Raw genomic sequence first — 22961 nt, 5'->3', positions numbered from 1 at the left:
ATATAAATGAAACCCATATTATCGCCGTATTTTCTTGCCGATTCATAAGGAACTAAAATGACACCACATATTGTTATCGCTATTCAGGATAGCAACCGTTATTTTGCTCTGGGCATTCAACATATTTTGCAAGACTATTTTCTGGCTAAAGGCTGTACATGGAGTTTTGTGCCAGTTGCGCCTGGGATAGCGATCGACCTGATGGTTTGTGTCAACCCCTTTGGCTGGTCATCGCGGTTTAATTCTCGCCGGGAAAAGCCAGATAACCGGCGGCTTGGGACGATTATCATACGTGATACGGCCGCTGAGAATATAATACGTCAGCATGAGCTCGCACTATTAGGTCGCAAGGAACGGCCTGATGCCGTGGTGCATTTGGTTGAGGAGATGTTTGAGCAGGCAAGTCGGTCGTCTCTGACAGACAATACGGTAAGTCCGTGTCGGCATTTGCATCTGACCCCGCGCGAGCGCGACGTTTTGCAAGGGATCTCAGAGGAATTAACACCTGACGAGATTGCGAGTAAACTTTCGCTTAACGTCAAGACCGTCAGCACCCATAAACTCACGGCGATGCGCAAGCTCGGCTTCAAGCGTAATGGCGAATTATATTACTGGCTGCGGCAAGGTGGCCTGTGGTAGGGGAATAGCCCGCGTATGCCGGTTGGTTTTCGCCGTATTGTTTTTTCTCCATGCTTACGACACTATCTCAGGCAAAATTCACTCGGGATGAGAGTGAGCACTGCAGATAAGTAAGGACATCGATGAAAAAACTCATAGTAGCCGCGGTGGTCTCAACCATCGCTGGTACCAGCCAGTTCGTACAGGCCTCTTCCGATGAAACCGGGTGCCGTTGGAGCGATTATTGCGCAATGGGCGGTGTGCCCTACCTGGCCGCCGATAATGATACCCGCGTCAATCTGCTGATGCTGTCAGCGGGAATGCGCAATTTACCCGTGGCACTGTCGTCGTTGCCGCAGGATATTAGCCGCAGCAGAGGATACACGTTTGGCCTGTTCCCTGGTGAGGCCGCTACTGAAACCGATCAGGTCACCGCACCTGCTCAAACTGCCGTGCTGCAGGATAATCCTCTCAATATGCAGGCGTTAAGCTTAGGCATTAAACCGTCGGGATTAACCGGGGTTTCAACAGAAAATGAGGGGCGTTGGGTTTCCAATAATCCAGACTCATTAAGCCAATTTTTCCAGGCCCTGCTGGCAGACCAGCAGTTAGATCAGGCCGAACGCGACTTACTGGCGTTGCGCCGGGCCAAAATTTATCGGGGTGAAGCGCAGCCGGAGCAATTTTTACCGCTGATGGCAAACTATGCCGCAGGTTCCCATGCCGCGGCGTTCAGAGATTACCTCACCAGTGCGGAACAGTTTTATCAGGGGCAGTTTGCCGATGCGGATACCGGGTTCCAACGGCTTAAAGAATCGGATCAACCATGGGTAGCCGAAACCGCCGCGTATATGCTGTTCCGCGTGGCCTTGAACCAGATCACTGAAAATGCCACGGATCAGTACGGCATGTTCGATCCACAGCGGGCTAATAAAGAGGCGGGGGCCCTGGCATTGCAACGTGCGCAGGCTTATCTGGCCGCTTATCCCAAAGGCGAATATGTGGATTCCGTGCAGGGATTACAGCGCCGGGTGAATTGGTATCTGTCCGACTGGCCGCGTTTGGCACAGCTGTATGAAAGCCAGATAACCGCGGCCTCCGATATCAATACGCTTGGCGCGATGATTGATGAAGGCGACCAAATTCTGCTGAGCCGCAACATTCCTTATGACAGCGCAGAACAGCCTTTTGTCAGCAGTGCCGATGCCCCGTTGTTGACCTTCACCCAAACCATGAAGTGGCTGCGCAAATACAATCTCGATAACCAGTCGATGCCGAAAGTGAGCGATGAGATGCTGCAGGGGTACAAACCAATGTTTGTTGCCGCCAATCAGTTGCCGCTCTGGGAATATATGCATAATGCCTGGCTGTTCTATCAGCAAAAGGATTATGCCGCGGTCACCAAGGCGATCCAGCCTGCGGCACAGCTGGCAGCGAACGATCTCATCGCGTTCAGCCAACAGATCCTCTACGGCGATGCTCTGGTGATGCAGGAAAATTGGCAGGGTGCCGAAGCCCATTGGCGTCATCTGCTTGGCATGAAGCTTGCCCCTTACCAGCAACAGTATCTGCAGCTGATGTTGGCCACCGCCTTGGTGCAGGAAAATAAAACGGCGGCTATTTTTGCCCCGGACAGCCCAATCAATAACCTGCGTTATCGTTCCGTGGTGCTCAAAAGCCTGGCCAATAAAGCGTTGCTGCAACAGCAGGCCGTGGGCGCACCCAATGATGAAGAAAAGACCATTGCTCTGCATACGCTGCTGTTTAAGGATTTGATGGTGGGCGACTATCAGGGGTTTATTGACGACAGCCAGCTGAAAAAAAATATCAAACAAACGCCTGACCCGCAGGTATTTGGTGATGTTGCACTCAGCGTTTTTGATTGGGATGGCAGTCGGACCGAGCCTGGCTATTTCTGTGCTTCTTTAGACGCTAACGTTGTCGTATTGGCGAAGAACAAGACTGATGCGCACGCCATGAACTGCGTGGCCGAGTTCCTGCGTACCACTTTTGCCGATATCAGCACCGAAGCGGAAATGGGGGGCAATGAACAGTTGGATGACCTGGCTGGAGCCGAACTGAGTAAAGATAAAGCGCACGGCAGATTAAAATATTATCAGCAAGTGATCGCCGATCCCAAGGCCGAACCGGAAGATAAAACCTATGCGTTGTACCGGGCAGTGATGTGTTTCTCACCTTCCGGCTACAACAGCTGCGATCGGCAGGAGATCTCACAAAAAACTCGCCAACGTTGGTTTAACCTGTTGAAGAGCCAGTATAAAGGTAACCAATGGGAACAAAAGCTCAAATACTATTGGTGATGCGCTTATTGCTGCTGTGGTTGCCGATCTTTGCAACCGCTGCAGCGGCGGATAACGCAACTGGCCGGTATGTAAATGCGCATGATTACCGCGCATTCTGGCTTTGGTCCGGCGTTTGGGCGCAGCCTGCGTTGCAGCAGGCCGATTTACTCTATCTCCATCAGGGTGAAATCGTGAACGGCCGCCAGGGCGCTCGTTTTCTGAAGTTGGGACTGCCGTTGAGCAAGCTCCAGGCGCCTGCCGTCTGGATCACCGTACGTGTCGCAACCCTGGACATGTCCGACGAGGTATTGGCCTTGGCGGTGCGTCTGCCTGCCCGTTGGGCTGCGGCAGGCAATCGGGTGGTAGGGCTACAGATCGACTTTGACGCGGCAACCTATCAACTGGATAAGTACGCGGAGTTTCTCGACAAACTGCGCGGTCGTTTACCCAAAGAATATGCTTTGGGAGTGACTGGCCTGCTCGATTGGGCAAAGACCGGTAACGTCAGCCAGTTGAATGCGTTGCCAATCGATGAGTTGGTGATCCAAACCTATCAGGGGCGGCGCACGGTCACGGAATATGAACGCTATCTCCCCGCGCTACTTAAGCTACAAATCCCCTTCAAAATCGGTCTGGTGCAGCAGGGCGACTGGAACGCCGAGTGGCAACGGCGGCTGACCACATCGCCTTATTATCGCGGTGAGGTGGTTTTTTTGTTGAATACGAGCCTATAGTTTTTGATTTTATATAAGTATATCAATTGGATAATCATATTATTTGCTTATGCTAGTAGGCAGAACTTAACTGGTCTAAAAATAGGTATGAATCGAACGATTTATACCTATTTGAACGACTGAGGAAATTGCCATGATTAGCTTTACGGCCAACCAGGCCAAAACCCAGTTTGGCGAGATGATAACTAAAGCTCAGCGTGAGCCGATCAGCATCACCAAAAACGGTAAACCTTCCGTAGTGGTTATGTCTGTTGAGGATTACAACGAGTTTGAGGCGTTGAAACTGCAAAGCTTGCGCGCCAAGCTTGCGCAGTCCATTGCTCAGGCAGAGGCTGGCCAGTTGCATGAGGGTGATCAGGTATTTGACGAGTTGATGAAGGATCTCTAATGGTTAACTACAAACTGACTGACGATGCGCGAGAGGATTTGTGCGTAATAAAGGGTTTTTCTCTAAGGCAGTTTGGTTCGTTGACAGCACGGGAATACTTGGCTGGAATGCGTGTCACTATGCAGCATCTGGCTAATATGCCGGGGATGGGCACTAATGAAGTTGAGAGTTTAGGGTTGGATATATGGAGTTTTCCGTATATGAGCCATACGACCTATTATCAACGTGCCGCTGATGGAATTTCTATCATCGGCGTTGTTCACCAGAGTCGCCTACCAACGTTGTTATTAAATCGTCGGATATGAACATAGGATGAAGGAGCTTTCTTTGGCTGTTTTTTTGCGCTCCTGTTTTGCAGACTATTTATGTAGGGGCGTAGCATGCAGTACCCATCCAAACCCCGTTCCAGCCTTTAACCCCCACCACTAAACACTGACTAAACAGCCGGGGATTTTAACCATGTTTAGTAATGCCATGGCGCTGGGCTTGATAGCTTTCACAAAAGCATCACGCAACCGCGGCGCGGCTGGTAAAGTCGCTTGATTGAGTCATATCTCCGCTATAAATTGATCTGCATCGTTTCACTAAAACGATACAGATAATGCCAGGTCGTATATTTAATGTATTGATTATTCTGTTAATTAATGGCGTGTCGTGCATAAGTTAACCGATTAACGTCAGCACCGGAGGGGGAGCGAAAACATGGCCAATATTCGTGATGTCGCACATCTCGCCGGTGTTTCCGTGAGCAGCGTTTCCAACGTGTTAAATGGGCGTAGTAATCAAATGCGCCCGGAAACCCGGCTGCGTATCGAACAGGTGATGCGCGAATTGAACTATCAGCCCAACAGAGTGGCGCAGCAGTTGAAAACTGGGCATGCCCGGATGATCGGTCTACTGGTTCCCTCGATCGTCAACCCCAGCTTTTCTGCCCTGGCTCGCGAGGTTGACCTGGCGGCTAAAGAACACCGCTATCGGGTGTTGTTGGGCAACACCTATCGGCAAGAAGATGAAGAGCGCACCTTTATCGAAGATATGTTCGCCCATGGGGTGCGGGGCATTATCGTTGCGGCGAGTGATATCCGTAAGACCCATTTTGCACAGGCTGCCGAAATGGGAATGATGATCGTCAACTACGATAACCGGATGGCGGGGAGCTTCACCGCTGATGCCCGGTTATTCGACAGCGTCTCAATGGACAACGTAGAGGCCGGGCGGTTGGCGGCTCAACATCTGATCGAACGCGGTTGTCGCAATATCGTCTTTGCCACCGAGGCCAGTCTGACCATGAGCCGCAGCCATAAGATTGAAGGGTTTCTCACCGTGGTGCGTAATCATCGCCTGCCCGCTCAGCAGCGGGTGATAGAAGGCAAAGCCAGCGGAGAGTATGGCGATACCGAGATGGCCGAACTGGGCTTTACCCTAGCCGCTCAGGTACTTGCTCTTTCTCCGCGCCCGGATGGTGTGGTGGCTATCAACGATGCTCTGGGTATCGGCCTGTTGGCGGGGCTGCGGGAAGCGGGAGTGGCGGTGCCTGGTGAGATATCGGTGGTGGGTATCGACAATATTCCGCTCTCGGGGCTGGTGTGGCCAGCGTTGACCTCCGTCATGCCACCGCTTGCCGAGATGGCCCATTTGATGGTGGAGCGCTTATTGCAACGCGTAGGGGATCCTACACTAGTCCCTGAAGAGTTTATTTTCCCGCCGACGTTAGTCAGCCGCCAGTCGGTAATAACCATTACGCCATAACGCGAATAGCGTAACGAGAACGATTAAATAGCATTATTTATTATCAGGTGAATATACCTGTATCCATCAGGCATGCCTGTAGCAGATTATTATTCCGATTAACAACATTGGAAGTATTCTATTATGCAAAAAAGAACGCCTCAGGAAATTGAACGCAGTGCCATTAGAAAAATGACGCTGAATATTGTCCCGTTAATGATCTTATTATACTTTCTGGCTTTTTTAGATCGTAATAATATGGCCTATGCGGCAATGGCATTGGAAGATAGCCTGGGGTTAACCGCCACGGCTTTTGGCTTTGCCTCTGGGATATTCTTTATCGGTTATTTTATGTTTGAAATTCCCAGTAATGCGGGAACCATCAAGTTTGGCCCACGTATCTGGTTTGCCAGGATCCTCATCACCTGGGGGATATTTGCCGTATTGATGGGTTTTGTCCGCACGCCGATGGAGTTGTATATCTGTCGGTTTATGCTGGGTGTCTGTGAGGCGGGTTTTTTCCCCTCGGTCGTCTATTACTTCACGGTGTTTTTCCCGGAGAAGTACCGCACCAAGATCCTCGGCATGTTTATCATCGTACAGCCGTTGTCGAACGCTATCGGCTCACCGATTTCCGGGCTGATCCTTAACGTTGAGCATGGCTGGTTTGGCCTGGAACCCTGGCAGTGGCTGTTTATCCTCGAAGGCGTTCCACCGGTGATTATTGGCCTGTTTATTCCATTTATTATCAAGAACTCGCCGAAGGATGTGGGCTATCTCGATGTGGAAGAGAAAGCCTGGCTAATGGACAACACCACCCGCAGCAAATCGGGTTCCAAGGTCAAGCTGTCTGATTTCGTGCAGGGCATAAAAAATAAAAAGTATCTGTTATACGCCATGTTGAATTTTGGCATGGTGTGCGGGATCTACGGTTTCGGAATGTGGCTGCCCTCCATCATCACAGCCATCTCTGGCGACGATATTTTCCGCGTGAGCCTGATTGCCTTTATTCCCTACGGGTTGGCCGCCTTGCTGGTTTATCCGTGGAGCCTGTGGGCCAGTAAAAGCAAAAAAATCGGCGTGTTTGCCGGCATCAGCATGATTGTCGCCGCCTTTGGCCTGATAGGTGCCGTGGTGTTCTTTAACTACAACGTATTTGTTGCGCTGATGTTCCTGAGCGTTGCTGCGATAGGTATCTATACCTCGGTTCCTTCATTCCTTTCCATGCCCGCCAATATTTCTACTGGGGCGGCGGCGGCGGCCGGACTGGCGGTGGTGAGCTGTATCGGCAATATAGGGGGTTTTGTCGCGCCTTACGTAGTCGGGTTATTAAAGGACGTCACTAACAGTAATACTCCGGGGCTGGCTTTCCTGTCGCTGTGTTTATTGGTTACCGGATTGATCTGCATTTTTTACTGCGCCAAACAGCGTGAAGGCGTTATTCGCTCATAACTGGTTTTATCTACAAATAATCAAGAGGCAATAAAATGGGAAATCTAACGGGTAAGAAAGTGTTTATTACCGGGGCCGAGCAGGGGATTGGCAAAGCTACCGCAGAGCAGTTGATTAACGCCGGGTGTGACATCTACATCCACTACTTCAGCGGCGAAGAGGGGCCAAAGGAACTGGCTGAGTTAGCCCATTCGCGCGGTCAACGTGCCGCCTATGGTTATGCTGATTTAACCGATACCGCAGATACCCAGCGATGCGTCGCTGCCGCCGCCGAGTTTTTGGGGGGGATAGACATACTGATCAATAACGTGGGCGGCATTATCGCCCGTAAATGGCTAGGTGAGATCGACCGTCAATTCTGGCAGACGGTGATAGATGTCAATATGACGACCATGCTGAACGTCACGCAAAGCGCGCTACCTTACTTAAAAAGCGCCAAGGACGGAGCCAGCATCGTCAATTTGGCCTCACTGGCTGGCCGTTCCGGCGGGCATTCTGGTTCACTGGTGTACTCCACTGCCAAAGGGGCGGTATTAACCTGGACCCGCTCCCTGGCAGCGGAACTGGGTGAACATGGCATCAGGGTTAATGCCGTAGCGCCGGGGCTTATTCTTGGCACTCGCTTCCATAACCTGCATACCAGCAAGGAATCTGCCGATGAAACCATCCACGGTATTCCCCTTGGCCGCGCGGGGAGTCCGGAGGACGTCGCTCGGGTGATTAAATTCCTCGCCTCGGAATATGACGGTTTCGTCTCTGGCGCCACCATCGATATTAACGGCGGTATTTACCGTATGTGAGTCAACCCAGCCGCTGATAAACCGCAACCGATTCACTACGTAGGGGCGCTGCATGCTGCGCCCACCTGTCTTCCCTACTGGAAAACACTATGATCAAAGCCGACATTATTCATCCGCAACTGTTGGGCACCCTGGCGCTGTGCGGTCATAAAACCCAGATCCTCATCGCCGATGGTAACTATTCTTTCGTCACCAATTCGTCGAAAGAGGCCACGATTGTCTATCTGAACCTTGCTCCCGGAATGATTGCCAGTAGCGTGATATTAGCAAAGGTGCTCAAGCACATTAATGTGGAACACGCCTCAATGATGGCCTGGCCGCAAGGTTTCACCAACACCATTGCTACCGAATATCAGCAACTGCTGCCTGAGGGTTGCCCCATCGATTATCTCAACCGAGAGGCTTTCTATCATGCGGCAAAATCACAGGAGACATTACTGGTTATCGCCAGCGGTGAGATGCGGCGTTTTGCCAACCTGCTGCTGACCGTGGCACCGGTTTCGCTGGCTGATTGAATGCGGGTTATCTTTGTGGGAGTGGCCTTTGTTGGCTACTGACAGAAACTGTCAACAGTGCAGGTTATTCTTGGTTTTTGTGGGTAGGAAAATCCTGAAAATTGCCCCTAATACTGACAAGGACACTCCGATGATACGTGCTATTACCCTCCTGACTGACAACTTTTCCGATTGGGAAACCGCTTTGATCAATTCGACGGGGCGTGGGTACTACGGTTTTGACTGCCGTTTTGCCACACCTGGCGCAGCCCAGGTCACCTCTTCAGGTGGCATGTTGGTTTCCCCCCATCTGGCAATAGAAGCCATTCAACCTGATGAAGTCGATCTGTTGATTGTCTGCGGGGGCACTATCTGGCAAACCGCACAGGCGCCGGATATCACCGCCTTGGTTGCTGCGGCTTATCAAAGTAACGCTATCGTTGCCGGGATTTGCGATGGCACTCGCGTTTTAGCGCAGGCGGGCGTGCTTGATGCGGTCCGCCATACTTCCAATTCGGCAGAAAACCTGTTGAGCCTGAACTATGGCGGTGCGCAATACTATCAGGATGTGCCCTATGCCATCGCCGATCGGCGCGTTATCACGGCACCGGGTACTGCACCGGTCAGCTTTATGGCCGCAATCATGCGTACTCTGGGTCTGGGGGATGACAACCTCAATGCCTATCTTGCGATGCATGCTGCGGAACACCGCAAGCCAGGCTAGTCCACTGTTATAAATAACCTCCGAGAGCCACCTCACGTGGAGACAGGCTCTCTCTGGCCGAGGGTGTCTGGTTGTTTGTGCGTAGACAAGGCAGTATAAGGGCGGTCTTTTCTCTGCCGTCCCATTAACTGTGCCGGAGAGATGAGACTGGTTTCTGCGGGCACCTTTGGTCGCGGTGGCAAACGTGGCAGATTGATTGACGACCGTTCGTTCAGATAGTGTCCTCCCCCCTGCAGCAGCCATTGATACAGCTCCTGATTGCATCTGAAATTGAGCTTGCGCATGGCGTTCTGCTTATGGGCATTGGCGGTTTTATTGCTGATTTGCAAATAGTTGCCGGTATCCTGCCCATTCATTCCCATGTGTATGCAGCGCAAAACCTCCTCTTCGCGCGACGTCAACGGAGACATACATGTGCAATCGTAGCTGGGCGCTGCTGGCGACGCAAAGGGCGAAAACAGCACGCTATCCAACCGCTCGTATAATGAGGATATTGGCTGGTGCCGGTACAGCGCCCTGGTATGGCATTGTTCGCAATGCACCCTTGGCTTGAGCTGGTTTTTGTTGCGCCCCTGCTCGGTGATAAAGAACACCATCGGATGATTTTTCCGCTGATGTAAGCGGTAATGCCATGGGTAGCTAGTGACCAGATCGCCCAGGAAAATGATGTCGATATCGCTGCCAACCTGTGTTTCCTCAAGCAGACGGATGTCCTGCTGACGGGCCTGAAAATAGGCTTGCAGCCCCAAGCCCAGACCATAGGTAAAATAACGATCAGCATCGATTATCATGATGGACAGAGGTTGTTTCATGGCATGAGTTCCTTTCAACCGGCGTGTCTGCCTTACGTGGAGCACCGCGGCAGACACGGGATAGATAAATGTCAGTAGAAAAAATCAAACACAAGTCAGAAGGGAGATAGACCTATTTAGCCTTCCACCGCAACGGGCTGTGCTTCCTTTTTTTCATGATGCTTAGGTGATGGCGATGGTTCAGCAATATACCAGCGTAAACTGTTATTGAGAGCGCCAGAGGTAACATAAGCTTTTTTGTTTTCCACTAATCGCAGCAGATAGTAACGAGCAAGGTATATTGTTGTCTCGGAGTATTCTGCGATTTCCCGTGTCTTGGGCCATTGAACCTGTGGGGGAACGCCTGTGTGATGAATGTCGCGCTTGCAAAGGGTTTGTAGAGCAATAAAAACATTATTTAGCTGCTTTTCCCTTTCTTTATTGGTGCGATAAGACATGTCACTACCTCCTTTTAATGCGTCTTGATGGGTGCTATTCGAAATGGAATAATCCTATGCTGCTGGCTTTTGTTGCTAACTTTTCTAGGTGATCACAGGGGAATACTGTCAGAATCATAACCCCCATTTCTTCCTTATGAGGCGTCAGTTTACCATTCTAAGCTATCATGGACTATTGTTTCGTGAAAACCAAATTTACGATCAATGAGTTCGCAAATATCGCGTTTTGCAGCATAAAATACTAAGTAATTCGTTTTTGCGACCGTAGTCGTCGCAATAAGAATATTCTTGCATATAAATAAGGTTTTTATGGCGAAATTGCTCTGTTTGGAAAACAACACTTTCAAAAATTAGAGGTATTTGCAATAATTTTTTGGCGACAGGAGATGAGGTTGTCCGATGGAAGGGCCTGAGAATTATCTTATCATAAATACCCAGGTCAATGAAAAAGTTGGTGTGTGGCTGCTTTATGGTTGAAATTCTATCTATTCAGGGCTGTCGTATAAAGTTGTATTTTAATAATTCGCTTTATTCATCGGATGAAGCGCCGGGAGAGCCTTGTCTTTTCTGGTGAGCTGCCCCTTCGCAAATAAAAGGGGAAGGAAAGGGATGCCTTCTTTTATACCAAATGAAAGGATGCTGCCAGGTATATCAATGACCGCCAAATAAAACAGCGTTGTTCTGATAGGCACCGTTTTAATTGTGTCGGGCTAGGTATGTCTGGATTTCTCGTTAAATTAACGTTTTAAGGATAAAGAAAACATGAAACTGACTAACATTGCGCTGGCTACGGTTCTGTCTCTGGGTATGGTCTCTTTGGCAAATGCTGATGCGGGTTCGGGCAAGGTAAATTTCGAAGGTAAAATCATTGATGCACCTTGCTCTATCGCTCCAGAAAGCCTTGATCAAACCAAGAGCTTTGGCCAGGTGGCGAATGTGGCTCTGGTGAACGGCGGTAAATCCAGCGTTCTGAACTTCGATATCAAACTGCAAGGTTGCGATATCTCTAGCAAGAACAAGGTACAGGTCACCTTCGCTGGTCCAAATGGCGGCGCAACTGGCACCACCAACACCTTGCTGGCCATCACTGGCGTAGCAAAAGGTGCAAGCATCGCGATGTTTGATGGTTCTAACCAACCGATCACCCTGGGTACTGCGACTACCGTCCAGAACCTGATCGCTGGTAACAACACTCTGAGCTTCTCTGCCTATCTGCAAGGGCATGCCGGTACCACGTTGGCGGATATCGAGGAAGGTGACTTCACCTCGACCACTAACTTTACCCTGGCTTACAACTAATAGTCGGTGTGACTGCATGCGGTTTCCGCATGCAGTTTTTGCTGTTCTTGTTGATTACGGGAGCCAGGGATGTCGGTGAATAGTTTTACGGCTACCTCGTTGTTTTTACTGGTGGGTGCGATGACTACTGCACTGCCGGTTTGGGGGGGCAGCCAGCTCAGCATGAACGGGGCGATAGTCGCCACCGCCTGTGATATTGACACCACCAGCCGAGACCAGACCGTTGATATGGGCACGCTGCCCTTTGATCGGATTGTTAATGACAGTCAGTCATTGTCGCGGCCATTCAGTATCCGGCTGGTCAACTGCACGCTTAAGCACAGCAACAATAACATTCTGGGCAAGCAGCACTTTCGCGTCACGTTTGACGGCCGCAATGAGGATGGGCACTTCGGTGTTGAGGGGGAGGCACGCGGCGTAGCGCTGGTGCTGAACGATGCGTTGGGGAATGAGGCCGTTCCAGGTAAGGAGTTGCCGCCGCAGACGCCGGTGTTGCAGGGCAAAGAAATGCGGCTGAATTACAGCGCACGCATGGTCGCCAACAACCAGCCGTTGCAGACGGGCACCTATAGCGCTCAAGTGCGCTACCAACTGGAATATCACTGAGCTGCAGGCTGACATGATAACGGATAGTCAGCACGCCTAGACAGATTGACTTCCCCGGCAGGGTATTCCCTTTAATAACAACCATAACGCCCGGGAAAGTTTTAACGCATAAAGGTCAATGGATGATGAGCACCCCACTTGTAGGAGTACAGGTTCCGCGCACCCGCTTGTTGCCGCTGTTGATTGCGCTGGCACTGGTGAATGGCCAGGTTTCTGCCGCAAAACCCATCGAATTCAATACCGACGTGCTCGATGTTCAGGAGCGCGGCAATATCGATTTGGGACGTTTTTCCCGCAGTGGTTACGTGATGCCGGGTGAATACAGCCTGCTGATTAACGTTAACCAGCAAGAACTGCCTGAACAGACGATCCCATTTTATCCCACGGACAAAGATCCAAACGTGACCGAAGCCTGTTTGTCTGCCGCTCTGGTGGAACAAATGGGGCTGAAAGAGGAATTTACCCGCGATCTGGCCTGGTGGCACAACGGGCAATGCCTGGTGATCGGTAGCCTCGAGGGCATGACGGCGCGCCCCGAGCTGGGCAGCAACACACTCTATCTCAGCGTTCCGCAGGCTTACCTGGAATACAGCTCTCCCGATTGGGATCCACCTGCACGCTGGGATAACGGTATTCCCGGGCTGCTGCTGGATTACAACCTCAATGCTCAGAGCCAACGTCAGGATCAAAACGACAGCGTCGAGAAAGGCTATAACCTGAGCGGCAACGGGGTGGTGGGCGCCAATGCGGGAAGCTGGCGGCTGCGTGCCAGTTGGCAGACGCAGATTGACCATCAAACCGGCTCTGGGCAGTCCAGCCAGCGCAACTTTGAGTGGACACAGTATACCGCTTACCGGGCGATTGCGCGGCTCCGGGCCAAATTGACGGTGGGTGAAGACTTCCTCAATTCCGACATTTTCGACAGCTTCCGTTACACCGGGCTAAGCCTGGTGAGTGACGACGCGATGCTGCCGCCGAACCTGCGCGGCTATGCGCCAGAGGTGAGCGGCGTGGCGCGTACCAACGCCCGTGTGGTAGTCAGCCAGCAGGGGCGGGTGTTGTATGAATCCCTGGTGCCTGCTGGCCCGTTCCGTATTCAGGATCTGAGCAACGCGGTATCGGGGCAGATGGACGTGCGGATCGAAGAGCAGGACGGCAGCGTGCAAGCGTTCACTATCAGTACGGCGAGCATTCCTTACCTGACCCGGCCGGGAATGGTGCGCTACAAGCTGGCGAGCGGGCGGCCAACAGACTGGCGGCACCGTACGCAAGGGCCGCTATTTGGAAGCGGTGAATTCTCTTGGGGCGTCAGCAATGGTTGGTCACTGTTCGGTGGTGGCGTGGTGGCCGGTGACGAGTACAACGCGTTGGCGGTGGGGATTGGCCGTGACCTGATGGCGTTTGGTGCTCTGTCGTTTGACGTGACTCAGTCGCGGGCGAATTTGCCGCAAGGCGACACGCTAAGCGGGGGATCCTATCGTCTGCGCTACTCGAAGAACTTTGACCAGATTGGTGGCCAGGTGACCTTTGCCGGCTATCGCTTCTCGGAACGTAACTTTATGTCGATGGGGGAATTCCTGGAGGTACGTAACCTCGGAACCCGCAGCCAGAGCAGCAAAGAGATGTACACGGTGTCCTACAGCCAGCAATTCCGCGATATAGGGCTGACGGCCAACCTGAACTATGACCACCAGACCTATTGGGATCGGGACGCTAACGATCGTTATAGCCTGTCGCTGATGCGCTACATGGATATTGGCCGCTTCAAGAACCTCAGCCTGTCGATGACCGGCTACCGCAACCAGTACAACGGACAGAATGACGACGGGGTGTTCCTGTCACTGTCTCTGCCGTGGGGTAACAGCGGTTCGATGAGCTACAGCGGCACGCTGGATAGCAATGACAACACCCATCGGGTCAGCTACTCAGACCGGGTCGGGGATCGTGGCAGCTATCAGGTGAGCACCGGCTTTACTCGCAAAGGGCCATTGGCCAGTGGTTTCTATAGCCACGAGGCGGATTGGGCGCAGATTAACGCCACCGCCAGTGCTCAATCCGGGAGCTACAGCACGGTGGGGTTGGCATTGCAGGGCGGGGTAACGGCGACGGCGGAAGGTGCAGCGATGCACCGGGTCGCTATTCCGGGCGGAACCCGTTTGCTGGTTGACACCGATGGTGTAGCCAATATCCCGATCCGTAACTACGGAGCCCCAGTGCGCACCAACCGCTACGGCAAAGCCGTGGTGGCTGACATGAACAGCTATTACCGCAATCGGGTGAATATCGATCTGGATAAGCTGCCGGATAACGCTGAAGCGATGAAGTCGGTGGTGCAGGCCACGCTGACGGAAGGCGCGATCGGCTATCGCCGGTTTGACGTGATAGCGGGTGAGAAGGCCATGGCGGTGATCCGTCTGGCAGACGGCACGATGCCGCCGTTCGGGGCGACGGTGCAGAACCTGAAAAAACGCGATGTGGGGATCGTCAGCGACGCCGGCAGCGTATACCTGAGTGGTATTGAGCGCGGTGAAACGATGACGGTTCACTGGGATGAACAGGCACAGTGTGAACTGACATTACCGGCGGTATTGCCAGCGAACGGCATGGCTGAACTCTTGCTGCCTTGCCGGGCGATAACCGCGAAAAAAGACTCCACAGACCTGGCCGCAATACAGAAAAAGGCTGAGACAATACAATGAGATACGAAATGACGAAAACCAATACGGGGATGGCGCTGGTCGCCGCAACCTTACTGTGCGCGCTGACCACGCAGGCCCAGGCGGCGATCGCGCTAGATCGTACCCGGATCATCTTTCCTGGCGGCGATAAGTCGGTCAGCCTGAGCGTCAACAATGACAACCCGCAATTGCCCTATCTGGCGCAGGGCTGGATAGAGGATACCAAGGGCAACAAGGTGACCAGTCCGTTAACGGTACTGCCGCCGGTACAGCGCATCGAACCAGGTGCCAAGAGCCAGGTGAAGGTACAGGCCTTACCGGTATTGAGCCAACTGCCACAGGATCGGGAAACGTTGTTCTACTTCAACCTGCGTGAAATCCCGCCGAAGAGTGACAAGGCTAACACCTTGCAACTGGCGTTGCAGACGCGCATCAAACTGTTCTATCGGCCAAAAGCGCTGGTGAAAACGGTCACCGAGATGGCGACACCGTGGCAGGACCAACTTACGTTGACCAAGCAGGGCGACAAGTATGTGGTGAACAACCCGACGCCGTACTACGTGACGCTGGTGGATGCGGGTAGCAGAAAAGGCGTCAGCGCCACGGGTTTTGAGCCGCTGATGCTGGAGCCGAAAAGCAGTGCTCCTTTAGGTATCAGCGCGTCGGTATTAGGAGGATCGCCAGTGCTGACCTACGTCAACGATTATGGCGGCCGCCCAGTGCTGACGTTCCGTTGCGGCGGATCGGACTGCCAGGTGGAACCGGCGAAGAAGAGTTAATTGAAACCGGTCGTGCCAGGTTACAGGGAGAGGGCGCGGGGTCAGGTCTGCAAGGAGAGAACGTATGCAACAATATTATCCTGTTCCTGGTAAGCATCGCCGGGGGAGCATGAGATCGAGGGCTTCAGGCTATTGTCTTGCCGGGGCGCTATTCAGTGTCGTGCTGACCAGCTTTCCGGTCAGCGCGATGCCAGTGAATATCAGGGGAACCGTTATACTGCCACCGCCCTGTACGATTAATAATAATCAAACCATTCGGGTGGACTTTGGCGATGAGGTGATGACTACCCGGATTGATGGCGTCAACTATAAGCAGACCATTGTCTATAGCCTGAATTGTGACATCCAGAAATCCAACGATCTGAAAATGAGCATTCAGGGCGGCACTGCGGGCTTTGGGACCGGCTTTTTGAGCACCAATAAAAGCGATTTGGGTATCGCTTTGTACTATGGGACGCAACGGTTAAATATCAATACCTGGTTTAACTACACCTATCCCAATCAGCCGGTACTGTATGCGGTGCCGGTCAAGCGTAGCGGGGCCACCTTGACGGGGGGCGAGTTTACCGCCTCCGCAACGTTATTAATTGATTACCAGTAAGGGAGCATAAGACATGCGAATTCTACTGTTATCCCTACTGGCTGCGGGTTTAAGTGGCCTTGTATCTACTGCATTTGCCGCAGGGGGCGATATGAAATTTCGAGGAACGCTGCTCGAGCCACCTCCTTGTAGCATTAACAGCGGCAATAATATCATCGTTGATTTTGGCCTTAAGGTGGGTGTCAAAAAAGTGGATGGCGTTAACTATATGCAGAACATTAATTATGATCTGGTTTGTGAGCCAAATACCCATGGTTGGGCGTTGAAATTGAAGCTTACGGGGAACCCCATTTCTTTTGATAACGCCGCGGTGCAAACCAATATTAATGGGCTGGGGATTAAAATTCTGCGTGACGGTCAACCCTTTGTTCTTGGCAGTGAAATAACCATTACGCCGTCCAGTAGACCCCAGCTTAAAGCCGTGCCGGTGCAGCAGGTCGGCATAGTTCTAACGGAAGGCGCGTTTGAAGCAACGGCAACGCTGCAGGCTGATTATCAATAACAGGGAGGAACTATCATGCGATTTTCGGCACTGTTAATATCCCTGGCTGTAGGGCTTGGCGGTTTATCCAGCGTATCCCAGGCGGTTGATAATGTACGCTTTAGAGGCGCTCTGGTGGCTGACCCTTGCACATTGCGAGTCACGGATGAAAATATCAATATCGATTTTGGCTCGATCGTTGAGAAATATCTTTATATCAACACCCGCACGCTAGGGGTGCCATTGGTATTACATCTTGATGATTGCGATCTTAGCCTGGGGAATATGGTGAAGCTGACCTTTTCCGGTACGGAAAATAGCAGGCTGAACGGTCTGCTGGCGATATCCGGGGCGAGCCAGACCAGCGGTATTGGTATCGGTATTGAAACGCAACAGGGAAATAAGGTCGCGATCAATACCGGCAGCTATAACCAAGGGCTGATCTCGGGCAATAATACCATCAGCCTGCGGACCTATGTGCAGGGTGAACCCGATGCAATTAGCCAAAAAACCATTAACCCTGGCGACTTTACCGCCAGCGCGACGTTTTTATTGGAATACGAGTAGCCCGTAATACGGCTTACCCTGAAATCGACGGCGTGGCTAATGAGTCCGCGGTAGATAAGGGATGATCACAGGGGTATTTATGCAAGCCATTAGAGTGATGCTTTTAGCCGTCATGTTGCTGACGGCCTATAACGCCAATAGCGCGATTTATTCTTATATTACCCGTAGTGAGGGCACGCCCGAGAACGCCAAATATTGGTGGACTATTGAATACTGGGATACCGTTGATGCGACACCAAATCCGTGTTACGGGTGGGGGCAATGTACGGTATTTATTGGCCACCGGCACAGTGATGCTGGAGAGGCTGGCCCTGGTGTTTCTGATGGTATGGAATATCTTGATGGCATCCAGACTTTGCGGACGGTAGGCGATGTGGGCGCGGCTTTTCAGCGTAAGTATTCGCTACCGCGCAGTGGAACCCAGAATCACGTTGGCCCAGCAGTGACGCAGGAATGCGTTGGGATGTACTTTAAAACGACCACCGGGACCACAGATGCAGGTGGCAGCAGAATGATGCCCAGTAGCTTATGCGGGATCGTACCACCGCCGGTGGGTAAATGTGAATTTACCGAAACCAGCATTGAACTGACCCATGGTCAGGTTCAACTTAGGGATATTGAAGGGCATCAGGCGCGGCAGACAGGTTATATCCGTTGCACGCAAACAATGGACGTGATGGTTTACCTTGCAGGGTCGGCCGGAAACGGTATGGTCAATCTCAGAAGCGACGGTAGCCTGCAAACCCGCTTGACCATAGGTGGGGTGAGTGGCTCTACCGGGGTCAGGATCCATGCTTTAGCAGCGACCAAGATGCCGCTGGAGTTTATGTCTACGCTGACTAAAGTGGGTACCGTTGAAGCCGGGGACTTCTTCGGTTCGGCCACCGCAATACTGACTATGCCTTAGTGACTGATATCGGGCGCAGCATGCGGTTGAAGCAACCGCATGCTGCGCCCGTTTAATCCAATCATCAGGTCTTTCGCACCGTAAACTCCAGCGCCACGCCAATGAGCGTCATGTTTTTTACCGACTGAGATTCTGTTACCGGGATGAGGCTTCCCTGAAACTTAACCTTCTTCAGTGGTCCATTGATCACCAATTTGGCCCGCAGGTTGGGTAGGGACTGGGGGCAAATGGGGTAAATGACCCGCCCTTTGATAGCGACCGGGATCTTCCGCAGGTCAATTCGTTGCAAAACGCCAATCGAGGCATACAGCACCGCCACCGGCGTTATGGATACCAGTGGCCGAGGCGTCACGCTGATAAAATCCAGTAATAGCTCCGGTTTGAGGTAATGCAGGCCGTCATGAGGTACGGTGACCCCGGTGATCTCTGGCATCGCGAGAGTATTAGGCGAAGAGGATAAGTCTGTCATTGGATCAGCCTTTGTCTGGAGTTGCCGCAGGAGCGTTAGTTTGATCCCACTGAACATCCTCTCTACCAAACCTCCTTTTTTGTCTCTCAAGCAAGAGCCGGTGCCAGATAATTTGAAAAACGGGATTCAGCTCACTCTTGTTGGCCCTCTCAAGGGGCTTTTGCCTAAACTAAATGCTTGGTTGAGGTCTGCATCGTGTTGGCATCAAGGGTGCCAACACGATGGCGCCAAGAATAATCTGTCTGAATAACTCAATTTTGCGGCTACGCGACATTTGGTCATGTTGTCTTAAATTTAATTAAGATATTTCCCGTTTTATATTAAGTAATAACTTGATCATTAAGAATGAACGGCAATAAATAATCTGCGTGAATAACTCAATTCTCCAGTCATGCGACAGGTAGTCATGCCATCTTAAATTTGGTTAAGATACTTCTCATTTTTTGTTAGGTAATAACTTAATTGTTAAGAATATTCGCTAATAAATGCAGGGCTGATTGGGTGTCTAGAGGGAAAATTCCATTTGAACTATCAGAAAAATTAATCAATAATAGTTGTCATTCAAAATTTCAATCAGTTCTATTATAACTCATGTCAATTTAAACGTATTGGCTCACTACAGGTTTGGTCCACTACAGGTTTGGCACACGATTAGGGGAACAGTGGCTTTGCTATCCGGCCTGCGCCATTGTGCCTTGATAAAAGCCATTTCCGAAGTGTGGGTAAATGGTTTTATTTATATCTTATACATTATGAAGTAGAAGGAATCTATAAGTAATATCAATAATAGGTTCGCGGCACATATTAGCCTTGGTGGGGATTTATGGATTCACATGATGGTTTAATTCGATGGCGGCTTTGCGGCTAGAAATTGGCAGGAATAGACGAAATAGCTAGGGAAAAATATTCATATGTTAAAAGGACGAACAAAACGTAGGCTGCTAGGGGGAGGCGCTTTAGTAGCAATTGCTATGCTGGTCTATTGGCATTTCAGCCAACCTCTACCTGCGGAGTTTAAAACGGTTAAGGTTACCCAGCGTGATTTTCAACAGAACGTTTTGGCGACCGGCCAACTGGATGCGGTACGTAAGGTTGATGTGGGGGCTCAGGTCAGCGGACAGCTAGAGAGCCTGAAGGTCGAGATTGGCGATAAGGTGCAAAAAGGCCAACTGCTCGGCATTATCGATCCCCAACAGGCACAAAACAGCATTCGCGAAGGCGAGGCCACGCTACAGCAACTGCAAGCCCAGCTGCAACAGGCGCAGGCGGAGCTGCAACTGGCAGAGGTCACCTTGCAGCGTAACCGCGAACTGGCCAAGGTACAGGCGGTATCGCGCCAGGATCTGGATAAATTGACCACCGAGCTGGCGGTGAAAAAGGCGCAGGTGGCAAACACCCGGGCGCAGATCGCCAAAAATCAGGCCAGCCTGGATACCGCCAAGATCAATCTGGCCTATACCCGCATTGAAGCGCCGATGGACGGTGATGTGGTGCAGATCACCACCTTTCAGGGCCAAACGGTGATCGCCGCACAGCAGGCCCCCAACATTCTGACGTTGGCAGACATGAGTACCATGCTGGTGAAGGCCCAGGTTTCCGAGGCGGACGTGATCCACCTCAAGCCGGGGTTGAAAGCCTGGTTTACCGTGCTGGGCGATCCGAACAAACGCTTTGAGGGCGTGCTGAAAGACATCCAACCCACCCCAGAGAAGGTCAATAACGCCATCTTTTATTACGCGCGTTTCGAAGTGCCCAATCCGCAGGGATTGCTACGTCTGCAAATGACCGCGCAGGTGCACATTCAGCTGGCTGGTGCCAGCGATGCGTTGGTGATTCCGCTGGTAGCGTTAGGGGAGCAGATCGCCGATAACCGTTACCACGTTGCGGTGCTGCAACAGGGCCAGAAACAGCTGCGGGAGGTGACGATCGGCATGCGTAACAACCTGGATGTGCAAATTGTCAGTGGATTGACTGCCGGTGAAGAGGTGATTGTCAGCCGCGGCGGCGTGGAGGACAGCTGATGGCCGCACTGTTGGAACTGAGTGATATCCGGCGTAGTTATCAATCCGGCGATCAAACCCTGGAGGTATTGAAAAACGTCAGCCTGCGGATAGATGCCGGTGAGATGGTGGCGATCATCGGGGCTTCCGGCTCCGGTAAATCGACGCTGATGAACATTCTCGGCTGTCTGGACAAACCCAACAGCGGCATTTACCGCGTGGCCGGGCAGGACGTGGCCACACTCAATAGCGATGCATTGGCTCAGCTGCGGCGCGAGCATTTCGGCTTTATCTTCCAGCGTTATCATTTGCTGCCACATCTGAGCGCGGCGCATAACGTGGAGGTGCCTGCCGTTTACGCTGGGATGAATAACTCGGCACGGCATGCCAGGGCGGCGGCCTTGCTGCAACGCCTGGGGTTGGGGGAACGTATCGCCTATCGGCCAAGCCAGCTGTCCGGTGGGCAGCAGCAGCGTGTCAGTATTGCGCGGGCATTGATGAACGGTGGCCAGGTGATCCTGGCGGATGAGCCAACCGGTGCGCTCGATAGCCACTCAGGTAAAGAGGTGATGACGATCCTCAAGCAGCTGTGCGAGCAGGGGCACACCGTGATCATCGTTACCCACGATCCGGCGGTAGCGCAGCAAGCCGAACGGATTATCGAAATCCATGATGGCGAAATCATTGGCGACTCTCGGCCACAGGCGCAGGGCAAACCACAGGCCAAATTGTTGGAGCTGGCCACGCCAGCCCCTTCCTGGCAGCAGATGGCCGACCGTTTCCGGGAGGCGTTGTCGATGGCCTGGTGGGCGATGGCGGCCAACAAGATGCGCACCCTATTGACCATGCTGGGGATCGTTATCGGCATTGCCTCGGTGATCTCGATCCTGGTGATAGGTGATGCAGTCCAACAGCAGGTATTGGCCGAGATCAAATCCATCGGCACCAACACCGTGGACGTCTATCCCGGCAAAGACTTTGGTGACGATGACCCAACCCTCCGCCAGGCGTTGAAATATGACGATCTGAGCGCATTGCATGCACAACCTTATATCAGCGCGCTTTCTCCCATGACTCGCAGCAGCATGCGTCTGCGCTTTGGCAATATTGATGTGGCGGCTAATGTGGCGGGCGTCAGCGAGCAGTTTTTCCGGGTGTACGGCATGGAGTTTTCTCAGGGGGCGGCTATTGATGTCAGGCAGGTAGAGTCCCAGACGCAGACGGTGGTGATCGATACCAACACCCAGCGCCGTCTGTTCCCGCAACAAAAAAACGTGCTGGGTGAGGTGATCCTGATTGGCAATATGCCTGCGACCGTGGTGGGGGTGGCCAAGGAAAAGCAAACCATGTTTGGCAGCAGTAAGATGCTCAGCGTCTGGGTGCCTTATACCACGATGGCCAATCGCCTGATGGGCAACGACTATTTCGATTCGATCACCGTGCGTATCCGCGATGGCTATAACAGCCAGGAGGCCGAACAGCAACTGACGCGGCTATTGACGCTGCGCCACGGCAAGAAAGACTTCTTTACCTACAACATGGATAGCCTGGTGCAAACGGCGGAAAAAACCACCCGTACGCTGCAACTGTTCCTGATCCTGGTGGCGGTGATTTCGTTGGTGGTGGGGGGGATCGGCGTGATGAATATCATGCTGGTCTCGGTAACAGAAAGAACGCGAGAAATCGGCATCCGCATGGCCGTAGGCGCTCGTTCCGGCGACGTTCTGCAACAGTTCCTGATTGAGGCGGTGCTGGTCTGCCTGGTGGGGGGGATTTTAGGGATTGCGCTGTCGTTCACCATCGGCTTGCTGGTGCAGTTGGCGATGCCGGGCTGGCAGATCAACTTCCCGCCGGTGGCTCTGCTGAGTGCGTTCCTGTGTTCCACCGGTATTGGGGTCGTGTTCGGTTATCTCCCTGCGCGCAGCGCTGCGCGGTTGGATCCCATTGACGCATTGGCACGGGAATAATCAGCCAAACCATAATTTCACCCTGATCCGCGAGTACTGCTGAACCCTCGGCACAATAACGTTCAGGTGATACCTATTGCTGTGAGTCGATGCTCACGGTGTTGGCCGTGCTATGGC

At 52.3% G+C, this 22961-nt stretch carries 23 protein-coding genes; 20 read left to right on the top strand and 3 right to left on the bottom strand.

Annotated features, from left to right (window positions below; translation table 11 throughout):
* The first annotated feature begins 57 nt into the window (after positions 1-57).
* From A6U95_RS11910 to A6U95_RS11865, 10 genes are all read left to right on the top strand, one after another.
* Positions 58-639, top strand: coding sequence for a LuxR C-terminal-related transcriptional regulator (locus A6U95_RS11910; RefSeq protein WP_065684645.1), 582 nt, complete (start codon positions 58-60; stop codon positions 637-639).
* A gap of 122 nt (positions 640-761) precedes the next feature.
* The gene (locus A6U95_RS11905; protein ID WP_065684644.1) at positions 762-2939 is read left to right on the top strand and encodes a hypothetical protein; all 2178 of its coding nucleotides are present in this window, start codon (positions 762-764) and stop codon (positions 2937-2939) included.
* A complete protein-coding gene (locus tag A6U95_RS11900; protein WP_065684643.1) occupies positions 2909-3655 on the top strand; it encodes a DUF3142 domain-containing protein in 747 nt (248 codons plus the stop codon). Before A6U95_RS11905 ends, A6U95_RS11900 begins: the two co-directional genes overlap by 31 nt.
* Positions 3656-3788: 133 nt before the next feature.
* On the top strand, positions 3789-4043 hold the full coding sequence (locus A6U95_RS11895; protein ID WP_065684642.1) for a type II toxin-antitoxin system Phd/YefM family antitoxin: 255 nt from the start codon (positions 3789-3791) through the stop codon (positions 4041-4043).
* Positions 4043-4348 (top strand): type II toxin-antitoxin system RelE/ParE family toxin, encoded by a 306-nt coding sequence (locus A6U95_RS11890; RefSeq protein ID WP_065684641.1) that lies wholly within the window; start codon positions 4043-4045, stop codon positions 4346-4348. The genes A6U95_RS11895 and A6U95_RS11890 overlap by 1 nt, the downstream gene beginning before the upstream one ends.
* Before the next feature lie 397 nt (positions 4349-4745).
* A complete protein-coding gene (locus tag A6U95_RS11885; RefSeq protein WP_065684640.1) occupies positions 4746-5792 on the top strand; it encodes a LacI family DNA-binding transcriptional regulator in 1047 nt (348 codons plus the stop codon).
* A gap of 123 nt (positions 5793-5915) precedes the next feature.
* Positions 5916-7223: an MFS transporter gene (locus A6U95_RS11880; protein ID WP_065684639.1), complete on the top strand. Its 1308-nt coding sequence runs from the start codon at positions 5916-5918 to the stop codon at positions 7221-7223.
* Positions 7224-7258: 35 nt separating this feature from the next.
* The gene (locus tag A6U95_RS11875; RefSeq protein WP_065684638.1) at positions 7259-8023 is read left to right on the top strand and encodes an SDR family NAD(P)-dependent oxidoreductase; all 765 of its coding nucleotides are present in this window, start codon (positions 7259-7261) and stop codon (positions 8021-8023) included.
* 89 nt (positions 8024-8112) lie between these two features.
* Positions 8113-8538: an RbsD/FucU domain-containing protein gene (locus tag A6U95_RS11870; protein ID WP_065684637.1), complete on the top strand. Its 426-nt coding sequence runs from the start codon at positions 8113-8115 to the stop codon at positions 8536-8538.
* A 130-nt stretch (positions 8539-8668) separates the two neighbouring features.
* Entirely contained in the window at positions 8669-9241 is a 573-nt protein-coding gene (locus tag A6U95_RS11865) for a type 1 glutamine amidotransferase family protein (protein ID WP_065684636.1), read from the top strand.
* Positions 9242-9273: 32 nt separating this feature from the next.
* Here A6U95_RS11865 and A6U95_RS11860 read toward each other — a convergent pair whose 3' ends face one another.
* Together A6U95_RS11860 and A6U95_RS11855 are read right to left on the bottom strand one after the other, a co-directional pair.
* Positions 9274-10053: a helix-turn-helix transcriptional regulator gene (locus A6U95_RS11860; protein ID WP_065684635.1), complete on the bottom strand. Its 780-nt coding sequence runs from the start codon at positions 10051-10053 to the stop codon at positions 9274-9276.
* A 116-nt stretch (positions 10054-10169) separates the two neighbouring features.
* Positions 10170-10490 (bottom strand): FaeA/PapI family transcriptional regulator, encoded by a 321-nt coding sequence (locus A6U95_RS11855; protein WP_083196365.1) that lies wholly within the window; start codon positions 10488-10490, stop codon positions 10170-10172.
* Positions 10491-11252: 762 nt separating this feature from the next.
* Between A6U95_RS11855 and A6U95_RS11850 the strand changes: the two genes are divergently transcribed.
* The 8 genes from A6U95_RS11850 (at position 11253) to A6U95_RS11815 (ending at position 18408) form a co-directional block, all read left to right on the top strand.
* Positions 11253-11789 (top strand): fimbrial protein, encoded by a 537-nt coding sequence (locus A6U95_RS11850; protein ID WP_024482986.1) that lies wholly within the window; start codon positions 11253-11255, stop codon positions 11787-11789.
* 69 nt (positions 11790-11858) lie between these two features.
* Entirely contained in the window at positions 11859-12395 is a 537-nt protein-coding gene (locus A6U95_RS11845) for a fimbrial protein (protein ID WP_065684634.1), read from the top strand.
* A gap of 125 nt (positions 12396-12520) precedes the next feature.
* On the top strand, positions 12521-15094 hold the full coding sequence (locus A6U95_RS11840) for an outer membrane usher protein (RefSeq protein ID WP_065684633.1): 2574 nt from the start codon (positions 12521-12523) through the stop codon (positions 15092-15094).
* 8 nt (positions 15095-15102) lie between these two features.
* Positions 15103-15852 (top strand): fimbria/pilus periplasmic chaperone, encoded by a 750-nt coding sequence (locus tag A6U95_RS11835; protein WP_024482983.1) that lies wholly within the window; start codon positions 15103-15105, stop codon positions 15850-15852.
* Positions 15853-15916: 64 nt separating this feature from the next.
* Complete coding sequence (locus A6U95_RS11830; RefSeq protein ID WP_230326799.1) at positions 15917-16453, top strand: fimbrial protein; 537 nt, start codon at positions 15917-15919, stop codon at positions 16451-16453.
* Positions 16454-16466: 13 nt separating this feature from the next.
* Positions 16467-16955 (top strand): fimbrial protein, encoded by a 489-nt coding sequence (locus A6U95_RS11825; protein ID WP_024529106.1) that lies wholly within the window; start codon positions 16467-16469, stop codon positions 16953-16955.
* A 15-nt stretch (positions 16956-16970) separates the two neighbouring features.
* On the top strand, positions 16971-17501 hold the full coding sequence (locus A6U95_RS11820; RefSeq protein WP_024529105.1) for a fimbrial protein: 531 nt from the start codon (positions 16971-16973) through the stop codon (positions 17499-17501).
* Positions 17502-17580: 79 nt separating this feature from the next.
* A complete protein-coding gene (locus tag A6U95_RS11815) occupies positions 17581-18408 on the top strand; it encodes a hypothetical protein (protein WP_065684632.1) in 828 nt (275 codons plus the stop codon).
* A 64-nt stretch (positions 18409-18472) separates the two neighbouring features.
* Here A6U95_RS11815 and A6U95_RS11810 read toward each other — a convergent pair whose 3' ends face one another.
* Positions 18473-18877, bottom strand: a complete 405-nt coding sequence (locus tag A6U95_RS11810; RefSeq protein ID WP_065684809.1) for a dTDP-glucose pyrophosphorylase — start codon at positions 18875-18877, stop codon at positions 18473-18475.
* 911 nt (positions 18878-19788) lie between these two features.
* Between A6U95_RS11810 and macA the strand changes: the two genes are divergently transcribed.
* Both macA and macB read left to right on the top strand, forming a co-directional pair.
* Positions 19789-20898: a macrolide transporter subunit MacA gene (macA, locus tag A6U95_RS11805; RefSeq protein ID WP_065684631.1), complete on the top strand. Its 1110-nt coding sequence runs from the start codon at positions 19789-19791 to the stop codon at positions 20896-20898.
* Positions 20898-22844, top strand: coding sequence for a macrolide ABC transporter ATP-binding protein/permease MacB (macB, locus tag A6U95_RS11800; protein ID WP_065684630.1), 1947 nt, complete (start codon positions 20898-20900; stop codon positions 22842-22844). Before macA ends, macB begins: the two co-directional genes overlap by 1 nt.
* Positions 22845-22961 lie beyond the last annotated feature (117 nt).

Origin of the sequence: Serratia sp. 14-2641, from assembly GCF_001692375.1 — a bacterium.
Taxonomy (GTDB): Bacteria; Pseudomonadota; Gammaproteobacteria; order Enterobacterales; family Enterobacteriaceae; genus Chania; species Chania fonticola_C.
Note: the sequence above shows the minus strand (reverse complement) of the source record. Positions and strands in the feature narration are given on the sequence as shown.